This window comes from Pseudoalteromonas denitrificans DSM 6059, from assembly GCF_900112265.1.
GTDB lineage: Bacteria > Pseudomonadota > Gammaproteobacteria > Enterobacterales > Alteromonadaceae > Pseudoalteromonas > Pseudoalteromonas denitrificans.
Genome location: NZ_FOLO01000027.1, coordinates 1 through 17,942, shown reverse-complemented (window position 1 = coordinate 17,942; position 17,942 = coordinate 1). Strand labels below are relative to the sequence as shown.

At 34.2% G+C, this 17,942-nt stretch carries 17 protein-coding genes; 12 read left to right on the top strand and 5 right to left on the bottom strand.

Annotation, left to right across the window (positions count from 1 at the left end):
- Window positions 1-56: 56 nt before the first annotated feature.
- Both BM088_RS15680 and BM088_RS15675 read left to right on the top strand, forming a co-directional pair.
- Window positions 57-1,676, top strand: coding sequence for a SulP family inorganic anion transporter (locus BM088_RS15680; protein WP_091986309.1), 1,620 nt, complete (start codon window positions 57-59; stop codon window positions 1,674-1,676).
- A 2-nt stretch (window positions 1,677-1,678) separates the two neighbouring features.
- The gene (locus BM088_RS15675) at window positions 1,679-2,215 is read left to right on the top strand and encodes a DUF924 family protein (RefSeq protein WP_091986305.1); all 537 of its coding nucleotides are present in this window, start codon (window positions 1,679-1,681) and stop codon (window positions 2,213-2,215) included.
- 98 nt (window positions 2,216-2,313) lie between these two features.
- On the opposite strand, the gene BM088_RS15670 is transcribed toward BM088_RS15675, so the two are convergent.
- The 3 genes from BM088_RS15670 to BM088_RS15660 form a co-directional block, all read right to left on the bottom strand.
- The gene (locus tag BM088_RS15670) at window positions 2,314-3,513 is read right to left on the bottom strand and encodes a PPC domain-containing protein (protein ID WP_091986301.1); all 1,200 of its coding nucleotides are present in this window, start codon (window positions 3,511-3,513) and stop codon (window positions 2,314-2,316) included.
- Window positions 3,434-5,167 (bottom strand): hypothetical protein, encoded by a 1,734-nt coding sequence (locus BM088_RS15665; protein ID WP_091986298.1) that lies wholly within the window; start codon window positions 5,165-5,167, stop codon window positions 3,434-3,436. Before BM088_RS15665 ends, BM088_RS15670 begins: the two co-directional genes overlap by 80 nt.
- Before the next feature lie 176 nt (window positions 5,168-5,343).
- A complete protein-coding gene (locus BM088_RS15660) occupies window positions 5,344-6,231 on the bottom strand; it encodes a DUF4097 family beta strand repeat-containing protein (protein ID WP_091986294.1) in 888 nt (295 codons plus the stop codon).
- A gap of 225 nt (window positions 6,232-6,456) precedes the next feature.
- Between BM088_RS15660 and BM088_RS15655 the strand changes: the two genes are divergently transcribed.
- From BM088_RS15655 to BM088_RS15620, 8 genes are all read left to right on the top strand, one after another.
- Window positions 6,457-8,343 carry a TonB-dependent receptor domain-containing protein gene (locus tag BM088_RS15655; RefSeq protein ID WP_177208071.1) on the top strand — a complete coding sequence of 629 codons (1,887 nt, stop codon included), beginning with the start codon at window positions 6,457-6,459 and terminating at the stop codon, window positions 8,341-8,343.
- Between the two features lie 75 nt (window positions 8,344-8,418).
- On the top strand, window positions 8,419-8,826 hold the full coding sequence (locus BM088_RS15650) for a hypothetical protein (RefSeq protein WP_091986287.1): 408 nt from the start codon (window positions 8,419-8,421) through the stop codon (window positions 8,824-8,826).
- 200 nt (window positions 8,827-9,026) lie between these two features.
- The gene (locus BM088_RS15645; RefSeq protein ID WP_091986284.1) at window positions 9,027-10,871 is read left to right on the top strand and encodes a reprolysin-like metallopeptidase; all 1,845 of its coding nucleotides are present in this window, start codon (window positions 9,027-9,029) and stop codon (window positions 10,869-10,871) included.
- 152 nt (window positions 10,872-11,023) lie between these two features.
- A complete protein-coding gene (locus BM088_RS15640; RefSeq protein WP_091986281.1) occupies window positions 11,024-11,596 on the top strand; it encodes an Ig-like domain-containing protein in 573 nt (190 codons plus the stop codon).
- Window positions 11,593-11,946, top strand: a complete 354-nt coding sequence (locus BM088_RS15635; RefSeq protein ID WP_091986277.1) for a hypothetical protein — start codon at window positions 11,593-11,595, stop codon at window positions 11,944-11,946. Before BM088_RS15640 ends, BM088_RS15635 begins: the two co-directional genes overlap by 4 nt.
- Before the next feature lie 415 nt (window positions 11,947-12,361).
- On the top strand, window positions 12,362-13,060 hold the full coding sequence (locus BM088_RS15630) for a response regulator (RefSeq protein ID WP_091986273.1): 699 nt from the start codon (window positions 12,362-12,364) through the stop codon (window positions 13,058-13,060).
- Window positions 13,050-14,333 (top strand): sensor histidine kinase, encoded by a 1,284-nt coding sequence (locus BM088_RS15625; protein ID WP_091986258.1) that lies wholly within the window; start codon window positions 13,050-13,052, stop codon window positions 14,331-14,333. Before BM088_RS15630 ends, BM088_RS15625 begins: the two co-directional genes overlap by 11 nt.
- A gap of 91 nt (window positions 14,334-14,424) precedes the next feature.
- Entirely contained in the window at window positions 14,425-15,162 is a 738-nt protein-coding gene (locus BM088_RS15620) for a hypothetical protein (protein WP_091986254.1), read from the top strand.
- A gap of 196 nt (window positions 15,163-15,358) precedes the next feature.
- Here BM088_RS15620 and BM088_RS15615 read toward each other — a convergent pair whose 3' ends face one another.
- Together BM088_RS15615 and BM088_RS15610 are read right to left on the bottom strand one after the other, a co-directional pair.
- Window positions 15,359-15,646, bottom strand: coding sequence for a cytochrome C oxidase subunit IV family protein (locus BM088_RS15615; protein ID WP_091986250.1), 288 nt, complete (start codon window positions 15,644-15,646; stop codon window positions 15,359-15,361).
- Between the two features lie 10 nt (window positions 15,647-15,656).
- On the bottom strand, window positions 15,657-16,280 hold the full coding sequence (locus BM088_RS15610; protein WP_218156534.1) for a cytochrome c oxidase subunit 3 family protein: 624 nt from the start codon (window positions 16,278-16,280) through the stop codon (window positions 15,657-15,659).
- Window positions 16,281-16,649: 369 nt separating this feature from the next.
- On the opposite strand from BM088_RS15610, the gene BM088_RS15605 reads away from it, so the two are divergent.
- Entirely contained in the window at window positions 16,650-17,603 is a 954-nt protein-coding gene (locus BM088_RS15605) for an HDOD domain-containing protein (protein ID WP_091986245.1), read from the top strand.
- 76 nt (window positions 17,604-17,679) lie between these two features.
- A partial coding sequence (locus BM088_RS15600) for a transposase (protein WP_177208070.1) occupies window positions 17,680-17,942 on the top strand: 263 nt, incomplete at its 3' end.

Here is a 17,942-nt window from a genome sequence, read left to right as displayed (position 1 = left end):
CTTTACAGTTTGTTCTCATCATTTACATCGTAAAACACAGCTATTAAAAGGTCTTTATGCTTTCACTTTCACATTTTAGCCGACATACCATTAAAGGTGATATCTTTGGTGCACTCACATCTACCATTGTTGCGCTACCTTTTGCTTTAGCTTTTGGTGTGACTTCAGGAGCGGGGGCGAGTGCGGGTATTTATTGTGCAATTCTAACGGGTTTTTTTGCCTCATTATTTGGTGGTACTAATCAGCAAATATCTGGACCAAATACTGGTTTAACCGTTGCAATGGCTGCGATATTAACGCAGTTTGTTTCTTTGTCGCCAGAGCATGGCATTGCTGCGGCTTTCACTGTTGTGAGCTTAGCAGGTCTGTTTCAAATACTATTTGGATTGCTAAAGCTTGGAAAATATTTCACATTAGTCTCTTATCCTGTGATTTCAGGCTTTACCTCAGGTATTGGCATATTAATTATTTTATCTCAAGTAGAGCTATTATTTGGCTCATCGTTTTTACAATTACAACTTTCTTTTGAAACATTGGTGAATGCAAATACCGTATTGGGCGGTGCTTGCTTATTATTGTTAATGCTTTGGCCTCAAAAACTTAACTTAGTGATTCCTTCCAGCATAATTGCACTCGTTGGTGCAACATTATTTTTTATTTTTTCAGATATTCAATTACCTGTTGTTGGTGCAATTAGTAGTGAGTTGCCGTCGTTAACGTTTCCAATTTGGGATAATGAATTAGCGAGTGAAATGATTAAGTCTGCATTATTAATTGCAACCTTAAGTACTTTAGACTCCTTAATGACTTCTTTAACTGTTGATAGTATAAGCAATGAGTTACATAACTCAGATCAGGAACTTGTAGGCCAAGGCATAGGTAATATGATTGCAGGTTTCTTTGGTGCTTTACCGGGTGGTGGTGCAACGATGAGAACGGTTACAAATTTACGTGCAGGAGGGATCACACCTTTGTCTGGTATGTTGCATGCGTTATTTATACTTGTTATTGTATTTTGGGCGGGTGAATATACGGCTTTTATACCAACAGCTGTACTATCAGCAATCTTATTAAATGTTGGCATCAATATTATTGATTGGAACTTCCTAAAACGAATTCATCAAATTCCAATTTTCAGTGTGGTTTTAATGGTGTCGACTATGCTGATGTCAGTGACCATTGATTTGGTAACAGCTGTACTGATAGGGGTGTTTATTGCAAACTTAGTAACGATTAGGCGATTATCTGAAATCCAGTTAGATAATTTAAAACTACTAACAAAACAAGATATAGAACAACTATCAGATGATACTCATTCCTTATTAAAATCGATGAAAGATACAGTATTATTATTGAATATTTCAGGTCCGATTGGTTTTGGTGTTGCGAGGGGGTTAAAACAAAGTGTTTCGCAGATTGATCAAGAAAAAACTTTATTAATAGATTTTACCGATGCAAGGTTTGTTGGTATAACCAGTACAATTGCAATTGAAGAAATTATTTTAAGCTATCAAAATCAGGGACGAGATATTTTATTGGCAAGTATATGTAAGCGTGTCCGTGAAGATTTTAATAAAATCAAATTGCTTGATAAAATAAATCCAGAGCATATTTTTGAATCTAGAAAGTCTGCGTTATTGTATTTACATAAAAGTGACTCTTATATTAAGGATTAACCATGCATCAAGCAGTTTTAAAATTTTGGTTTGAAGAAATTGACTCGTCAAAATGGTGGGTTAAAGATTTAGCGTTTGATCAACTTATTAAAAGCAAGTTTTTAGCATTACATCACAGTGCAATGAATTGTGAACTCTATGAGTGGCGAAAAACGCCTAAAGGAAGATTAGCTGAGATTATTGTACTTGATCAGTTTTCACGTAATATGTTTCGTGATACACCAAAGTCATTTGCCAGTGACTCGTTAGCACTTGTATTAGCACAAGAAGCAATAGATGTTAAAGCTGATGAAGCGCTAAGTGCGATTGAAAGGAGCTTTTTATATATTCCATTTATGCACAGTGAATCATTAAAAATACACAATGTAGCGATAGATTTATACAAAAAAAATGGTATTGAGTCTAACTATGATTTTGAAATAAAACATAGGGACATAATAGAAAAATTTGGAAGGTATCCTCACAGAAATCAAATTTTATCCCGAGAATCAACAGATGCAGAAATTGAATTTTTAAAACAGCCAGGATCTGGTTTTTAAGTTTAAAACTATAAAATAAAAAAGCCGCAGTGGGTAGCTGCGGCTTGGTTGTTATACCCAATTAATAAAGTGCGATATGGGTATACTTCATCCAGAAGTTATTTTGAACTTGCTGTTAATTTAATATCAGCAAAAGTTTCATATCCAAATACACCTATATGCCATTGCCCAGCTTCAGGGTTATTGATCGTACAAGTTTCAGTATTACCTGGTTGGAATGGACGACATTTGTAGGTACTTGTTGTTGGCTTACTAGCAAAGTTCACGTATAAATCAGCATCACCTGTACCACCCGATAGAGCAACATTGAGTGAACTCATACCTGAAGGTACTGTAATTGTACGATATAGCTTAGTTGAAGCAGTGCCCGCTAAACCTGTTTCATCAATCGTATTTGAAGAACCTGGCGCAGTATCATAGTCAGCAATTAACGAAACACCAGCATAAGTTTCATACCCTTTTAGCATGACGTGATAAGTACCCTCTTGTACGTTAGTAATTGCACAAGTTTCAGTATTTCCTGGTTTATATGGACGACAATCATATGTACTACTTGTTGCCTTTTGACCAAATTTCACATGAAGATCAACATCTCCAGAACCGCCTGAAGTTTTGAAAGTCAACTTTGAAGCACCAGCTGGTACATCAAAAGTAAAGGCTTTCTCAGTACCGGAATCACTTGCTAAGTTTGTTTTTGCAGTGCCTTTTATTAATGTTGAAGAGCTTGCAGCTGCTGATGTTGTAAAGGTAGCAGTAGATGACCAAGTATTACCACATCCATTATCAGCTCTTACGCGCCAGTAGTAGGTAGTATTTACAGCAAGATCTGCAGAGGGTTGATAATTAGTTCCATTATTTACAGTGCCTGTTGCTGCAATATTGTTAAACGAACTATCTGTCGCAATTTCAATACGATATGAAGTAACAGAGTTTTGTGTCTGCCAGCTAAATGTGGGTCTGATAGGGGTATTTGAAGCGCCAGAGGTTGGGGTTTCCAAATTAACACTTGCTGGTTTGTTGGCAATTGTTACTGCAACATCAAGTGCTTGTGTTGAAACACCTGTTGCTGTGCTATTTATTTTAAAGTTATAGCTACCTGTATTAATATTTCCAACAGAAACTGTTGCATTAGAGCTTGAACCTGGTGTTACAGGGTTGGTAGAAAAGTTGCCTGTAAATCCTGTCGGTAGGTTAGCGTATGCAAAATTAATGGGTTTGTTAAAGCCACCAGTTGCAGTTGTTGTAATTGAAATCGGTTTTAATGACGTATTTGCACATACTTGTTGCCCATTTTCCACCTTCTTTACCGTAATCGCTGGTCATCCAAAATGTACAGTTATCAACTGGATCAATTGACAAATGACTATAATCACCATTTCTATCACTGGCAATATGACTTGTGCCTGCAACAAGTACTTTTTCAGTTTGTGTCATAGTGCCATTTGTATCAGATGCTAATCTACCTGTCATATTAATGCCTGGATAGGTATCAACCCCTGCAATATGGTATGACAAAGCAATATTACCACTACCATCCATAGCTGCTGAGCCCATAAAGCGATTGTCAGTACCCGATGGTGCATATGTACCTTCTTGGTGAAGTGCCCAGCTACCTGAACCAACTTTTCTTAACTCAAACCAACGAATGCCAGCTCTGTCTGAACCTGCATCATGCACAAAGTTACCAACAATTGACTCATGTGCGGCAAATTTACGATATTGTGCGCGATACATAACGACTTCACGAACAGGGTCTAAAGTTTTAGTTGACCCTTTTTGTTTTAAACAACCAAAGCCTTGCGCGCCGCCAGTACAGACATCAGAATCAAATTCACTGATAGCAATCTTAATTGGCCCTGCTAATTGTGTATTAGCGCTGTTGTTATAGTCAGGCTTAAATGTCCACAACTCAATATAATCTTGGCTAGCATTGTTACTGCCTTTATTATTTATTTCATCATCATTTTGGCGAATAAATAAACCCGGTGCATTTGCATCTGGTCCTGATACCGTATCAACATCAACAGGTACCATCATTTGAAAGCCTAAACCTGCAAGCTTTGGTGCGGTTTTACGTTGCATTCTTGCTGTTTGGCCAGCGAGTAATTTGCTACGTTCAATCGCATAAATACCTGGGCCTGCACTTTCATTTGTGCCAATATAATAAGAATCTCCCCAACGGCCAAATTTAGGATAATCTGGAAATTCAGGGGCTTGAAATTCATATGCGTACCAACCACCGGATACAGGATTATCAGTTTTTGATACATAAACACATAAGCTGCGACCAGTTTGATTACTAAACTCTGTCATGACATAACGTTGTGCTGTTTCATCATAAAATACGATAGGGTCGCCTAAAGCATTTTTACATAAATTTGTTGCTAAAGTAGACATGGCTGTTGGGCCTGACACTTTATTTCCCGTTGCTTTATCAAAGATAGAAAATAAAGCGCCAGAATTGCCATTAATAGATTGAATGTAATGGTTTTTGCCAACCGTCCCTGTGGGGTCTGCCGGATTAACACCTGTAAAAGCAATACCATCAATATTAACTGAACCATCGTTAACAGCACGTGAGTAGGTGTTTTGAGCATCATTTTGTAAGTGAACTAAATGATCATCATTACCTGTCACTGTGTTTATAGGAGTAGTTAAGGGGCTTTTATTGAAATTAGGGTAAATTCTGCGAGGTATTGATTTTACCGGATCGCCTGCTGTCCAAGGTGAAATTGTTTCTAAGTCTCGCACATCACCTGCAAAAAATTCAGGTGAAACAGTATCCATTAATTGAGCGCCTTTAAATTCTTGTAATATTTGGCTATCGTTTATTAGTACTGGTTTATTTGTCGCTAATGCAGGTCCTGAAAACATCATCACTAAGGCTGAAGAGCCCAGAATTTTGTTTACAGATTTTGCAATTTTAGATATTTTATTGTCATTATATTTCATTGTTTAATACCTGATTTTACATAAATTTAGTGCACACTTTGCAACAGGCTTCCCACCATCAACGCTTGATCCGTCAATTTACAGGCGAGCACCACTTTTAGTTTCATTTTTATACAGGGGCAAACCCGCTAAAAAATTTAACTAATTCTTGTCATTATTTTTATATAAGTGAGGAACTATTGTTTCTTTTGATAATTCCTATCATTTCTTTCAACAATAGGATCGCCTGGTTTCCAAGGTACAACAGTTGGCAAGTCTCTTATGTCTCCCTTGAAATTTCCGGGTAAACTGATATAGCCGCCATGGGGTTTTTCAATTAATTTAATATTGATATGTCCATTTGGCGCACTTAAATTGATAGAGGAATTTGCGTGATTAAGATCAAATGAAAATGATGAAATATATTTATTTGAAATAATATTATTTTGGTTGAAGTTGCTCGTGAGAGATTTTGCAGATGCTTGAATATTAATATTTGCTTGCTTTGCAAGAGTGAAATTAATGTTACCGCTGTCTGTTATAACATTTTGATTGTTATGCCAGTTTATATTGTAATGATCTAATGTAATGTTACCTGAAGTCGTAAAGGCATTTAATTCACCGACGGAGCCTAAATCGATGTCTCCTGATGTTGTTTTTGCCCATAGATTTGAGAAGTGTTTTTTTGACTTAATGTCTCCCCAAGTTGATTCCATTTCAATACTAACGGTTTCAGGAATTGTCACTGCAATATCAACCCTGCCAATAAAATGACCCTCTTCATCAAATTGCCCTTGAGGGTATTGCACTGTGATAATCGTAAATTTAGATGTTTCTTGTATATCAAACTTGGGGATGGCGGGATCTGGCCCTATTTTTTGAATTGAAGCTGACACACCAATGTTATCTTCACTTCTAATTCGTGAACTGATATTACCAAAATGGTTAATGACTTTAACTTTTCTATTCTCAGGTAAATTACCTATCCAACTATAATTCTCAAGTGTCACATCCTCTATCGTATAAGTTTTTGCATAGGCCATATTTGTCAAGCTAAGACCTAATAGTAAAGTTAAAGATTTCATTATTTTTTCACTTCAAGTTAGTTATATGAGTTTTATTTCTCAAATTACTTGCTCGCAAATGTTACTTGTTGTTAACTTTTTGGCAACATAACTTGTGTAGTGATTTGTATCCTAAAACTATCGGTTTGATACAAACTGGTACATTTGGTTTATATATAAAGTGATTCTAAATTGATAGTTTATGCACCGAATACGCTGTGTTTTATGTTTTTAGGTTGTCACTATATGAAGTTTTTTATTTGCATTATTGGTTCTTTAATTTTTTTACCGTTTATAGGGCACGGCGGTGAAATAAATCAAGTCGCAGGGATTAACAATGTAGAGTCAATTGAAATCGTAGGGAAGAAACATAGCGCAGCGTATTCTGAAATATTTAGTAATGACTATATATATTTAGATGAAACACTTAATCCAAGCAATACTTTCTCAGAATTAATTTCAACTACAGCGGGTGTTGACTTAAATGGTCAAGGCGGGAAGTTCCAAGTTTTTTCAGTCCGTGGTTTATCGGGCTTTCGTGTTCAAACTCAACTTTCAGGTATTACACTCAATAGTGAACGTAGCGCTGGTAGCTCTACTTCTTTTATAGATTCTTTTTTTATTGATGAAATTGAAATTATTAAAGGTGCAGGTGCAACGTTTTATGGTTCTGGTGCCATCGGGGGCGTTGTACAAATGAAACCGAAATTTTTCCAATCTCTTAGTGCCACTTCTAGCTATGAGTATTCAGGCGATATTTTTACAAATAAAGCTGCATGGGGGAATGATGGTTTTTCTTTTGCAATGAGTCATCAAAAAGAAAAGAATAAAAAGACCCCTTTGGGGGAAAACCTTAATTCACACTTTGAGCAGACTTCGGCAAGTCTTATGACTAGGTTTGACGTTCTTGATGGCATTAAGGCTTACGCATTTTTATTGCCAAGTTATGCTCATGATATCGGTAAAGCAAACTCAGATGACTTTGTATTAAAGAAAAACACATCATACCCTAAAGAAACACATATTTTAGGCCAGTTTGGATTAACAGCATCAACATGGGCGTTAAACTTAGCAGTTCATAAACAAGCATTAAAAACAAAAATAATCAGATTTAATAAACGTCGAAATGAAGTAAACACACAATCTACAGATTTTACTGCAAACATTAATAGTCACTTTAATTTTAATGGCTGGTCTGGGTCTTTTGGTTTAGATCAAGAATATCGAAAAAATGTTACTGCGAAAGAGCAAGAAATAAAAGTGAGTAAAAACTCAATAAAGAAAGGGCTTAACTTAGCTGCAGATCAGTATCAAGCAGGCATTTTTGGCAATGTAAATGTAAAGTTAAGTGATTTCATGTTAAGTACAGGAATGCGGTATAACTTTATAAAACAAAAGCAGGAGAGTGACTTTTCAGATAATCAGTTAACGGGTTATTCAAGTATTGCTTTTAGCTTCTTTGATAATTGGCAATTATCATCTTCGGTCAGTCAAGGTTTTAGGTTTGCAACTTTGTCAGAGCGGTTTTACACAGGTACTACAGGCAGAGGGAAAACCTTGGGTAATCGGAATTTAATACCTGAAACTTCAATAAATTATGAGTCTAAATTAAGCTATCAAGCTAATACGACTTCTTTTGATGCTTCACTATTTAAAAATAACGTAAAAAATTATATAGAAAGAGTTCAAATAGGTAAAAATGTTAGGAGTTATAAAAATGTTAGAAATGCTTATATCAAAGGGCTTGAATTTAGACTGTCAGGTGATCTTTATCGGAATCTAACATATCAGTTTCTTGGACATTATTTAACGTCAGAAGATTCAAAAGGTAATTATCTTAACGATATATCAGCAAACAAAATACAAATCAAACTCGATTACCAAACTAATAGTTATCGAGGGGTACTATCGGTGAAACATAGGTTTAAAAAAAATAAGATTGCATTCGGTGAGCAAGTATTAAAAAAAATAACGGTAATAAATTCAAAATTCATATACGACATTACGGAAAATTTTCAAATCAGTTTATGGCTTAATAATCTATTAAACAAACAATATGTTCTGACTGCGGACAATAAAAGCGCTTTGTCAGAAGAGCGCCAAATTGGTTTTGGTATAAACTGGGCTAATTGATAAACTTACTAGCATATTCCAGTATGTTAAAGTTCTGTAAATCTATTTAAATATCTTGCTTTGTGAGTCTGCTCCATGAATTCGCCATATTTTATTGTGATGTTTATCCTTTTTTCATCAAATTCCTATGCCAAAATATTAGGTAAGATTAAACTAGCAACATATTTAAAGCCTGCAATTTTTACACAAGTTTATCCGATTAAATTTTATATATTATCTATTTCTGAAAAAATGTTGAAACGTATCAAGCATAAAGATTTAAGAATTGGCTTGTTGAGAGGAGCAGCATATTTCGATCAACTTGATAATGATGCAACTTTAATTAAAGTTAAGGTTAGTACAATAGAGCAATTAATTGGCATGTTATTGAAAGGGCGTATAGATACATTTTTAGGCAGAGAAGAGTCTATTAATCCCATTATTGAAAGAATACGTTTTAAACATAAATTGAAAGTTTCTCTTATCACTATAATAAAAGTATGAGCAGTTACATTGCGATCTCTAAGCACTCACCCATCATAAAAGATGCAGATTTATTATCTGAAAAACTAAGGTTGGTATTATAAAAAAGTAAATAATAACTTTGTATCCACCGTGATACAAAGCAAGGACAAACTGTTACCCCAAAACGACTTCATACTCGATAAACTCAAGATGTAAGCTAATACTCATCGGAGATTTATATGAAGAAGTTGTACACAAGTATTGTCATGTTAAGTATTTTGGGCGCTAATACTACCCAAGCACAAGATATGCATACGTTTAAAAAAACAAATTGGTCTGCGATACAAAATGCTGCTGTTGTAGATGTAAAACGTATTAATAGTAAAGCGCTTAAATCTTCACAATTTAGATTAAATTTTGATTCTCTTGAACACCTTCTCGTTAATGGTGAAAGCTTTATACTTGACTTACCGCTACCAGATGGGAAGTTTGAAAAATTTAAATTGCAACTATCAAGTGTAATGAGCCCTGAACTTGCCCAAAAATATCCAAACATAAGAACATTTTCGGGTTACCAAGTAAGCAACCCTGAACATCATGGTCGATTTGATATCACCCCAAGTGGTTTTCATGGTGTTTTTAATTATGAAGGGGATAAGGTTTTTATTGAACCTAAAAGCCGAGATGATCAGTTTCAATACCAGAGTTACTTTAGAAAAAATGCACTACCTATTAGTAAATCAGCTTTAGGGAAAAGGTTGGCCCCTCGTAAAAATACTTTAAGATCAGCACGTACTCATTCTGAAAAAGTACGCCTTAAAAATACACAGCAAATGAAAACATATAAAATTGCTATTGCCACAACCGGTGAATATAGTGAATTTCATGGTGGTACAAAAGCAAGTACATTAGCAGCGTTAGTGACATTATTAAACCGTGTTAACGAAGTCTATCAAAGAGATTTAGCCATAAAGCTTGAGCTGGTGGCTAATAATGACACGATTATATATACCGACAAAAATAGTGACCCTTTTAAAAATACTGATGAAGACATTGATGCAATTTCACAGGTTATCAATAATGCAATTGGTAATGCTAATTATGATATTGGTCATATTGTTGGCACTGGTGGAGGGGGACTAGCAGGGTTTGAAGTTGTTTGTTCTGAAACAAAAGCAGAAGGACTGACAGGTAGTGACAGCCCAACAGCAGATGCATTTCATATAGATTATGTTGCCCATGAAATAGGCCACCAATTTGGTGCCGATCATACCTTTAATGGTGCGGCAGGTTCCTGTGAAGGAAATCGAGAATCATTAAGTGCGTACGAACCAGGTAGTGCAACCACAATTATGGGATATGCAGGCATATGTGAAGCGCAAAACCTGCAAAATAACTCAGATCCGTTTTTTCATATTCACTCTATAGATCAAATTTCATCATTTATCTCTAAAGCAGGTAGCTGTGGTACAAATACGCCTAAGTCAAATCAAGCACCGAGTGTAAGTACAGATGCTAGTTTTACCATACCAGCAAGAACGCCTTTTACGTTAACAGGTCAGGCAACTGATGCTGATAATGATACATTGAGTTATAGCTGGGAGCAGTATGATTTAGGTGGGCAAACAAATAATAAAAGTGATGATAATACTGATGATGGTAAACGTCCTTTATTTAGAACATTTTCCCCACAAAATACTGCCAGCCGTACTTTTCCAAAATTAGGTGATATTTTGTCTAATAACTCAGAATATGGAGAAACATTACCAACAACGACGCGAGAAATGAACTTTCGATTAGTGGTTAGAGATAATAAAGGCAATATTGCAGATAAAGCAGTTAAAATAAATGTTGTAACTAATGAAGCTGGCTTTAAAGTTTCGGAACCGAGTGTATCTACTCGCTGGACGGGCACGAATAACCTGATAACTTGGAATACAGCCAATACAGAACAAGCACCCGTCTCGTGTAATAAAGTTGATATTTTATTATCTACAGATTCAGGTATGAGCTTTACGAAAAACTTAGCCACTAGTACACCAAACGATGGCTCAGAGCAAGTTTCACAGAAAAAGCGAGAGTAAAAGTAAAATGTAGTGACAATATTTTCTTTGCGATTAACAAGGGAGATTTTCAAATTAATGCTGATGTAACTATTAATTCGAAGCCTATATTTACAGGACAAAAAGAATTAACTTTTGCTGAAGACACCAGTATTACGCTAAAAGCATCTGATTTGGTCTTTTCCAATAATTTAACAGTTGATAGTTTAGAGGTTAAATCCGGTGACAATTATACATTTGACGGATTAAAAATAACGCCATTAGCTAATTTTAATGGTTTATTGACTATTAATGCACAGGCCAAAAAAGGTGAGCTCAAAAGCGATGCTTTTGTTATTAAAGTTCAGGTGTCTTCTATTAATGATTTACCCATAGCAAAAGCGGATACTGTAAGTGTGATACAAGGGTCATCTGCCAATGTAATTGATGTCTTATCAAATGACACCGATATAGATAATGATACCCTCACAGTAAAAAGTTTTAATTACACCGGCACGGGAAAAATTTCAATATCAGATAACAAACTGGTTTATACACCAAAAGCGGGCTTTACTGGCGCTGAAACTTTGACTTATCAAGTGACAGATACAAATCAAGGTATTAGCTCAGGTAGCGTTTCTATTACAGTACAAAAGAAATCAACAACTGATGAGAGTAAAAAGTCATCTGGTGGAAGTTTAGGGTTTTTATTAAGCTTATTATTCATTGGTCTTGGCAGGGCTAGATTTAAAGGAATAATGAAATGAAAAAATATGTCGCCTTTTTAGTGGTTATGCTAGCTGGTTGTGGTACTGAGATATCAAAGCCAATTAAAAATGAGCCATCGGATAGTTTGAGTAAGGTAATGCAGGCCGTTGATTTTGCAAAATCACACTCAGATTATAGGCTTTATATGACGCTTGGTCGAAAACAGACGATTCCAGGTTTTGAAAATAAAAATTTTGATAAACTTAAAAATCGATGTGGCCTTAAAGCAATGAAAGGGACAGGAGATGTTTTTAAATCGGCAGATGATAAAAAAGAAAAACGTTTAAGGTACCAATTTGCGCGTCAGTTTAATGAAATTATGTTTTTACAATGTATAAAAAATAGTTAATGCCATTTGTTAGTGAGTGTTATGCCATTGAATATGTTTTGATGGTATATCCAAGCGACTTTAAAATGAGCATTTAGGGCTACTGAGTCATTAATGTTTCAGGCGCACCTTTTTTATCGTTATTCTTAAAAAAGATGCGCCAACATATATGTTGGTAACAATGAGCATGATTTTCTCAGTAGTCAATGCTGAATTGGTTTAGAGATGCTTATGGCATATTATTGATTTTTAAAGGGACAAAGAATCCTTTTTAATCAATGTCTTGCTTTCATGGATAGAGGTACTTAGGTTATGTTTGCAAAATAACAACCTGTGTCTATAGCACTTCTAATTCCAATTGAACTCTGCATCTTGAAGTGGTTTGGGTATATCGCTATTATCCATTTAACCAAATATGAATAAGTTGAATGTCTCTATGACAGAAAGTGAAAAAATACTATTAATAGATGATGATGTTGAGCTGACCTCTTTGATTAAGCAATTTCTTTCAATGAATGGATATCAAGTTGAAGTAGAGCATAACGGTGAGGATGCAGTTAAAAGTATCTTAAAATATCAACCTGATTTAATCGTATTAGATTTAATGTTACCTGGTGTTGATGGATTAACCATTTGTCGTCAAGCAAGAGATGACTTTAGTGGTCCTATCATTATGCTGACCGCCTTAAATGATGATATTGATGAAGTCACAGGTTTAGAAGTGGGTGCTGATGATTATTTATGTAAGCCAATAAAGCCAAGAGTTCTTTTAGCACATATACGTGCACAGCTTAGACGACAATCTAATTTAAATAAATTCTCTCAACAAGATATTAAAACTGTTAATTCTGGTGAATTGATTATTGATGCACGCAAACGCATCGTCACTTATCAGGGGTTAGATATTTCTCTTACTAGTGCTGAATTTGATTTGTTATGGGTTTTAGCACTAAATGCTGGCAATATCATTTCCCGCGATCAACTACATTTAGAAATTTTCAGACTCGAATTTGATGGTTTTGATCGTTCTATTGATTTAAGAATATCGCGATTAAGAAAAAAACTTGGAGATGACCCAAAAGAGCCTCAAATAATTAAAACAATTAGAAACAAAGGTTATTTACTTGCTAATTAGCAATAAAAAGACATCAGTTATTATTTCAGTCATGTTATTCATAAACTTAGTGGTAGCGAGTCTATTAGATACTCATGTTTATTACCCCTTAGAAAACTATCTGCTAAATAAATACACTGATTATTTATTGCTTGCTAAAGAAGATTTAAAAGATGAGTTTTATCAAAGTGACAATACATTGTGGCAAAATAAAGCTATAACCTTGGGAGCGCAATATAAAGCCCAATGTATTGTTTCATCACGTAATTCAGGTAACTTATCACAGGAAAACTTTAACTTATTAAAGCTTAAACAATCACAATCTGGATTATTAGACTTAGAGACCGCTATGGTGTATTACCCATTAGATGATGAGTATATTGTTGAATTAGGGCCTATACCATTTAATAATTGGATGACCTTTATTGCGGACTGGTTTAGCTGGACATGTGCCATTTTAATAAATATCTGTTTGGCATTTTTATATTTATCACATACTGAAAATCAGCGTAAGAAAATAACACAAACTGTCTTAAATCTGCCTTTTGATTTTAATCAAAATAATGTTGATATATATGATCACCTTAAAGAGTTACAAAACTTAATTATTAAAACCTATGATAAAAATGAGACTAGGCTGATTTTACAAAGAGATTTACTGCATGGGGTCGCGCATGAATTTAGAAGCCCTATGGCCCGAATTCAATTTGCATTAGAAATGTTAGAAGATACACCTGAGAGTGAACAAGGAAGTTTACGTAAAAGTATGCATGACTCCCTTGCCGATTTAGATAAGCTGGTTAAAGAGCTTTTATATTATGCCAGAATTAAAGACACTGAATCAGCAATTCAAAATGAAGATATAAACCTAAATGAATTATGTTTAAGTGCAATAGGTCAGGTTGAACATTTTTATAATCAAATGTTATTTGAATTTCAATCAAGGGAAGAAATTTACTTTAAAGGTGATAAGAATTTAGTTAAACGTATGTTAATTAATTTATTGCGAAATGCAGGACGTTTTGCAAGTAGCAAATGCAAAATACAGATCCTTTCAAATAACTTCAATGTTGTAATTCTAATTCAGGATGATGGTGTAGGTATTCCGCCAGGTAAAACGGACCGTATTTTTGAGCCTTTTACACGGCTAGACCCAAGTCGATCTAGAGACTCTGGCGGCTGTGGGTTAGGTTTGGCTATCGTGGCATCTATTATTAATAAACATAAAGGCAATATCAGAGTTATTGAAGGTGAATTAGGGGGAGCATGTTTTAAAATATCATTACCAAAATGATAAATAGCGATACAAATGGATACACTCAACCCCTAATTTTATTGATAATCTGTAGGTAATTTAAGCATCTAAAATATCTTCGGAAATAATAATGAAAATTCAAAACCAAGCTGTTATTGCACCACAACACAATGTTAAGTCAGTTCAATCTGACTCACAGACTACGCAATCAAATAATGTTAAGTCAATTGCAGATAAACCAAATATTTCTGAAGCAGGTAAAGTGACGCAACAAATAGATTCACTCTTTGATAAAGTCGATAATATATATATGACACATTTATCTTCGGAGCAAAAAAAGGAGTTAGATACAAGTTATAAAAAACTAGATGAGTTGTTCGAAAAACAGGAATTAAGCCCTGCCCAAGATAAAACCATTAATGCCTTATTTGATAAAATAGATGAAATATTCACTTCTGCTGAAAAGTCACTGACACCAAAAGAACAAGAAACATTAGCTAATTTAGATCTCAAAATTAATGATTTATTAGAAGTTGAAAATAAAGGTTTTGAAACTCAAATAAATGAAGAACTTGATGGTTTATTTTCTCAAAGGGAAGGCTTATTAACTTCAAAGTTGAGTTCACAGCAAAAAAATGAGTTAAAAGGCTTAAATGAATCACTTAATGCATTATTTGATAATTTAGATAGTGATGAAAATACACAGCAAGCAAATAAGCTCTTTGAAAAGATTGATAATATTTTACAGTCTAGTTATAACACACTCTCTGAGGATGATAAAAATAAAGTAGACCAGCTTGATCAAAATATAAATAATTTATTTGAAGAGTTAGATCAAAATTTTGAAGATAGTTTGACTTATTATTGAAACGATTTAACTGATTAATATCTGAATACGCAGTTTATTTTTTTAATGCGCATTAAAGGTGCAAGAGTGTGAAAGATAAATAACCTCTATACTAAAGTGCAGTATCATTGCAATTAACTGATGGGATCAAGTTCAAAAAATATACTTGCTCCCATTTTTATGGTTTCAGCTCAGTATAATAATAAATGACATAGCTTTAAGTTAATGATGTGAGTTCTGCTAATTGCTCAGAAAACATATCAGTCAAAAATATGAGAAGAGGAAATATATAAAAATAACTACGCATTAAAAGTGCAATCGTTTTATTTGCGTAGTTTAACTCCATAAAATGATCCATGACTCTTCGTCCTTTATAGGCAATTGAAAAACAAATAACAGCAGTGATAAATATATGTGGATCAGCAGTCTCTGCAATGAAGGCGTTTGCAAGTGTAATAAGCATTAAAATAATCCATGAGATATCCAGTCTATTTAAATTAAACATTTTAGTGACCTTAGCGTAATACATATAAAAGTGGAAAAATGATGATCCAAGCAAGATCAACCATGTGCCAATAACTTGCAATGGCTGTTAAGCCAACATGGTTTTCTTGAGTATAATAACCTGATTTTAATTGCTTGATAGCCCATAATAAACTACCACTGGCCCAGCCGACATGGAGTAAGTGGTTGAACGTCATATAATAATACATAGTATAAAAAGAGTTTGTATCGCTGTGGATCCCATGAGATGAATTCCAATAATACTCCCATATTTTTATCATTAAATATAAAACACCAGCTGAAACTGCAGCCCATAACCATTTGATACTTTGGTTTTTATTTCCTTGTCGTATTGCGAACAATGCTTTTGCTACAAAATAACTACTTGTGATCAAAGCAATGGTATTTAATGTGCCTGCTAATGTATTAAGATGTAATGGTCCTTGAGAAAATTGTTCTGGATAATGTGCTTTTGCAATAAAATATACAATGAAAAACATTGCAAATTCAGTCATTTCAGCAAAAATCCCGACCCAAATTGCACGATTTCCTGGTATTTTATTACGCGTTTCAGGCTCATTTATAACACTGCCACACCCATTTAAATAAAAAGGGGCTATTAATAATGAATTCATGATGAATAATATTATCAACACCTATGCTTAAGTCATTTTCAATCGGACTCTGCCGCTTGGAGTGATTTGAGTATAGATATTAAAAATCTCCATTTAAATAAAAAGACTAACTCTATAGGCAAATTTAATACCAAAAGCATAAAATTATAACTCTTTGTTTTTTAATGCTTAGTTCAAGGGGATAACTTATTCATTGCTTGGTTAACCACGACATTTAGCGAAATCATGCTATTTCGTGTGTATTATTTCAGCTAAATTTGTTGGGATATATGTTTAAAATTGGCTTTGATATTTAATCATAATTTTTCATAAATAATAAAATAAGACTATTATTATCTTCAGTGATAAAAAATATAAGGAATATTATTTATGTTTGAAAGTATTCTAAACGCTGTATTACCTTCTTTTTCAAAATCAGATAAACATGCCGACTTAGATTATTTTGAACGTACACGTACTGGAACATCACATTCATTTAATGAAAATTTGGAACAAAAAGTAGCACTTTCAAAATCAGTAAAAAAGGAAGTTATGCCATTAAATACGCATGATACTGATTTTCATAATTATTTATTTGGTGAATCACAACTACAAAATATACAAGATCCTTTTAGTGACTTTGTATCTAAAAAGATTGAGTTACTTTTATTATCCCCAAGTATGTTATTAAATGAATTACCTGTAATGCCATCGTCGGTAAATACTTTGATGTCAGAGTTAAAAAATGATGACTTTGATATTAATAAGTTACTGGAAGTTATTGAGCAAGAGCCAAGTATGGCCGCAGATGTAATTAAAACTGCTAATAGTGCGATTTACAAACGTAGTGAAAATCAGGTAACAAATTTAAAAACTGCATTTATGAATATGGGTGCGAAGGGGTTAATGGAAGCTGTGCTTTTGAGTTATATAAAAAAAATCACTCCAAGTACGAATGTTTATTTTAAACAATTTGGCGGTAAAATATGGCAGCACAGCTTACAAACGGCGCTTTATTCAAAAGCGCTTATTAAATCAAATCCTGACAGTGTCGATGAAGCCACGGCTTATTTTGTTGGATTAATTTTGAATTTAGGAAAAATGGTAATTTTTCAAGTTATGGTTGAAGCATTTAGCTTTGTAGACCCCGATGTTCCCCCTAATTCTCAGTCTTTTAAAAATTTAATCAGTTTATATGCTACGGAATTAACATTCACGATTGCAAAATTCTGGCAAATGCCAACAGAAATATTAGATGTAATAGAAGAACAAACAAGTGGAAATACTCGCAATTGTGTATTAGCAAAAGCCATTTATGATGCAAATATTATTAGGGGCTGTTGATCTTTGTTTGAATTTTGTGCGTAAGTGACAATCTCGTATAATTCACTTCGCCAAAACCAAACTAAACGAGATTGTCATGCCCCGATTAATGCTCACTGATGAGCTGTGGTCGAAACTAAAAGCTATATTGCTTGAAGATAGAGTTTATAACAAGCTTGAACATCGACAAACACTAGAAGGAATACTTTATCGCTTACGTGTTGGCTGTCCGTGGCGTGATTTACCTGAATGTTTTGGGTTGTGGAATACCATTTATCGTCGTTTTCTTCTTTGGTCAAGAAAAGGCATATTAATGAGACTGTTCAAAACTTTAGCAAAAAATAGTGATACAGAATGGGA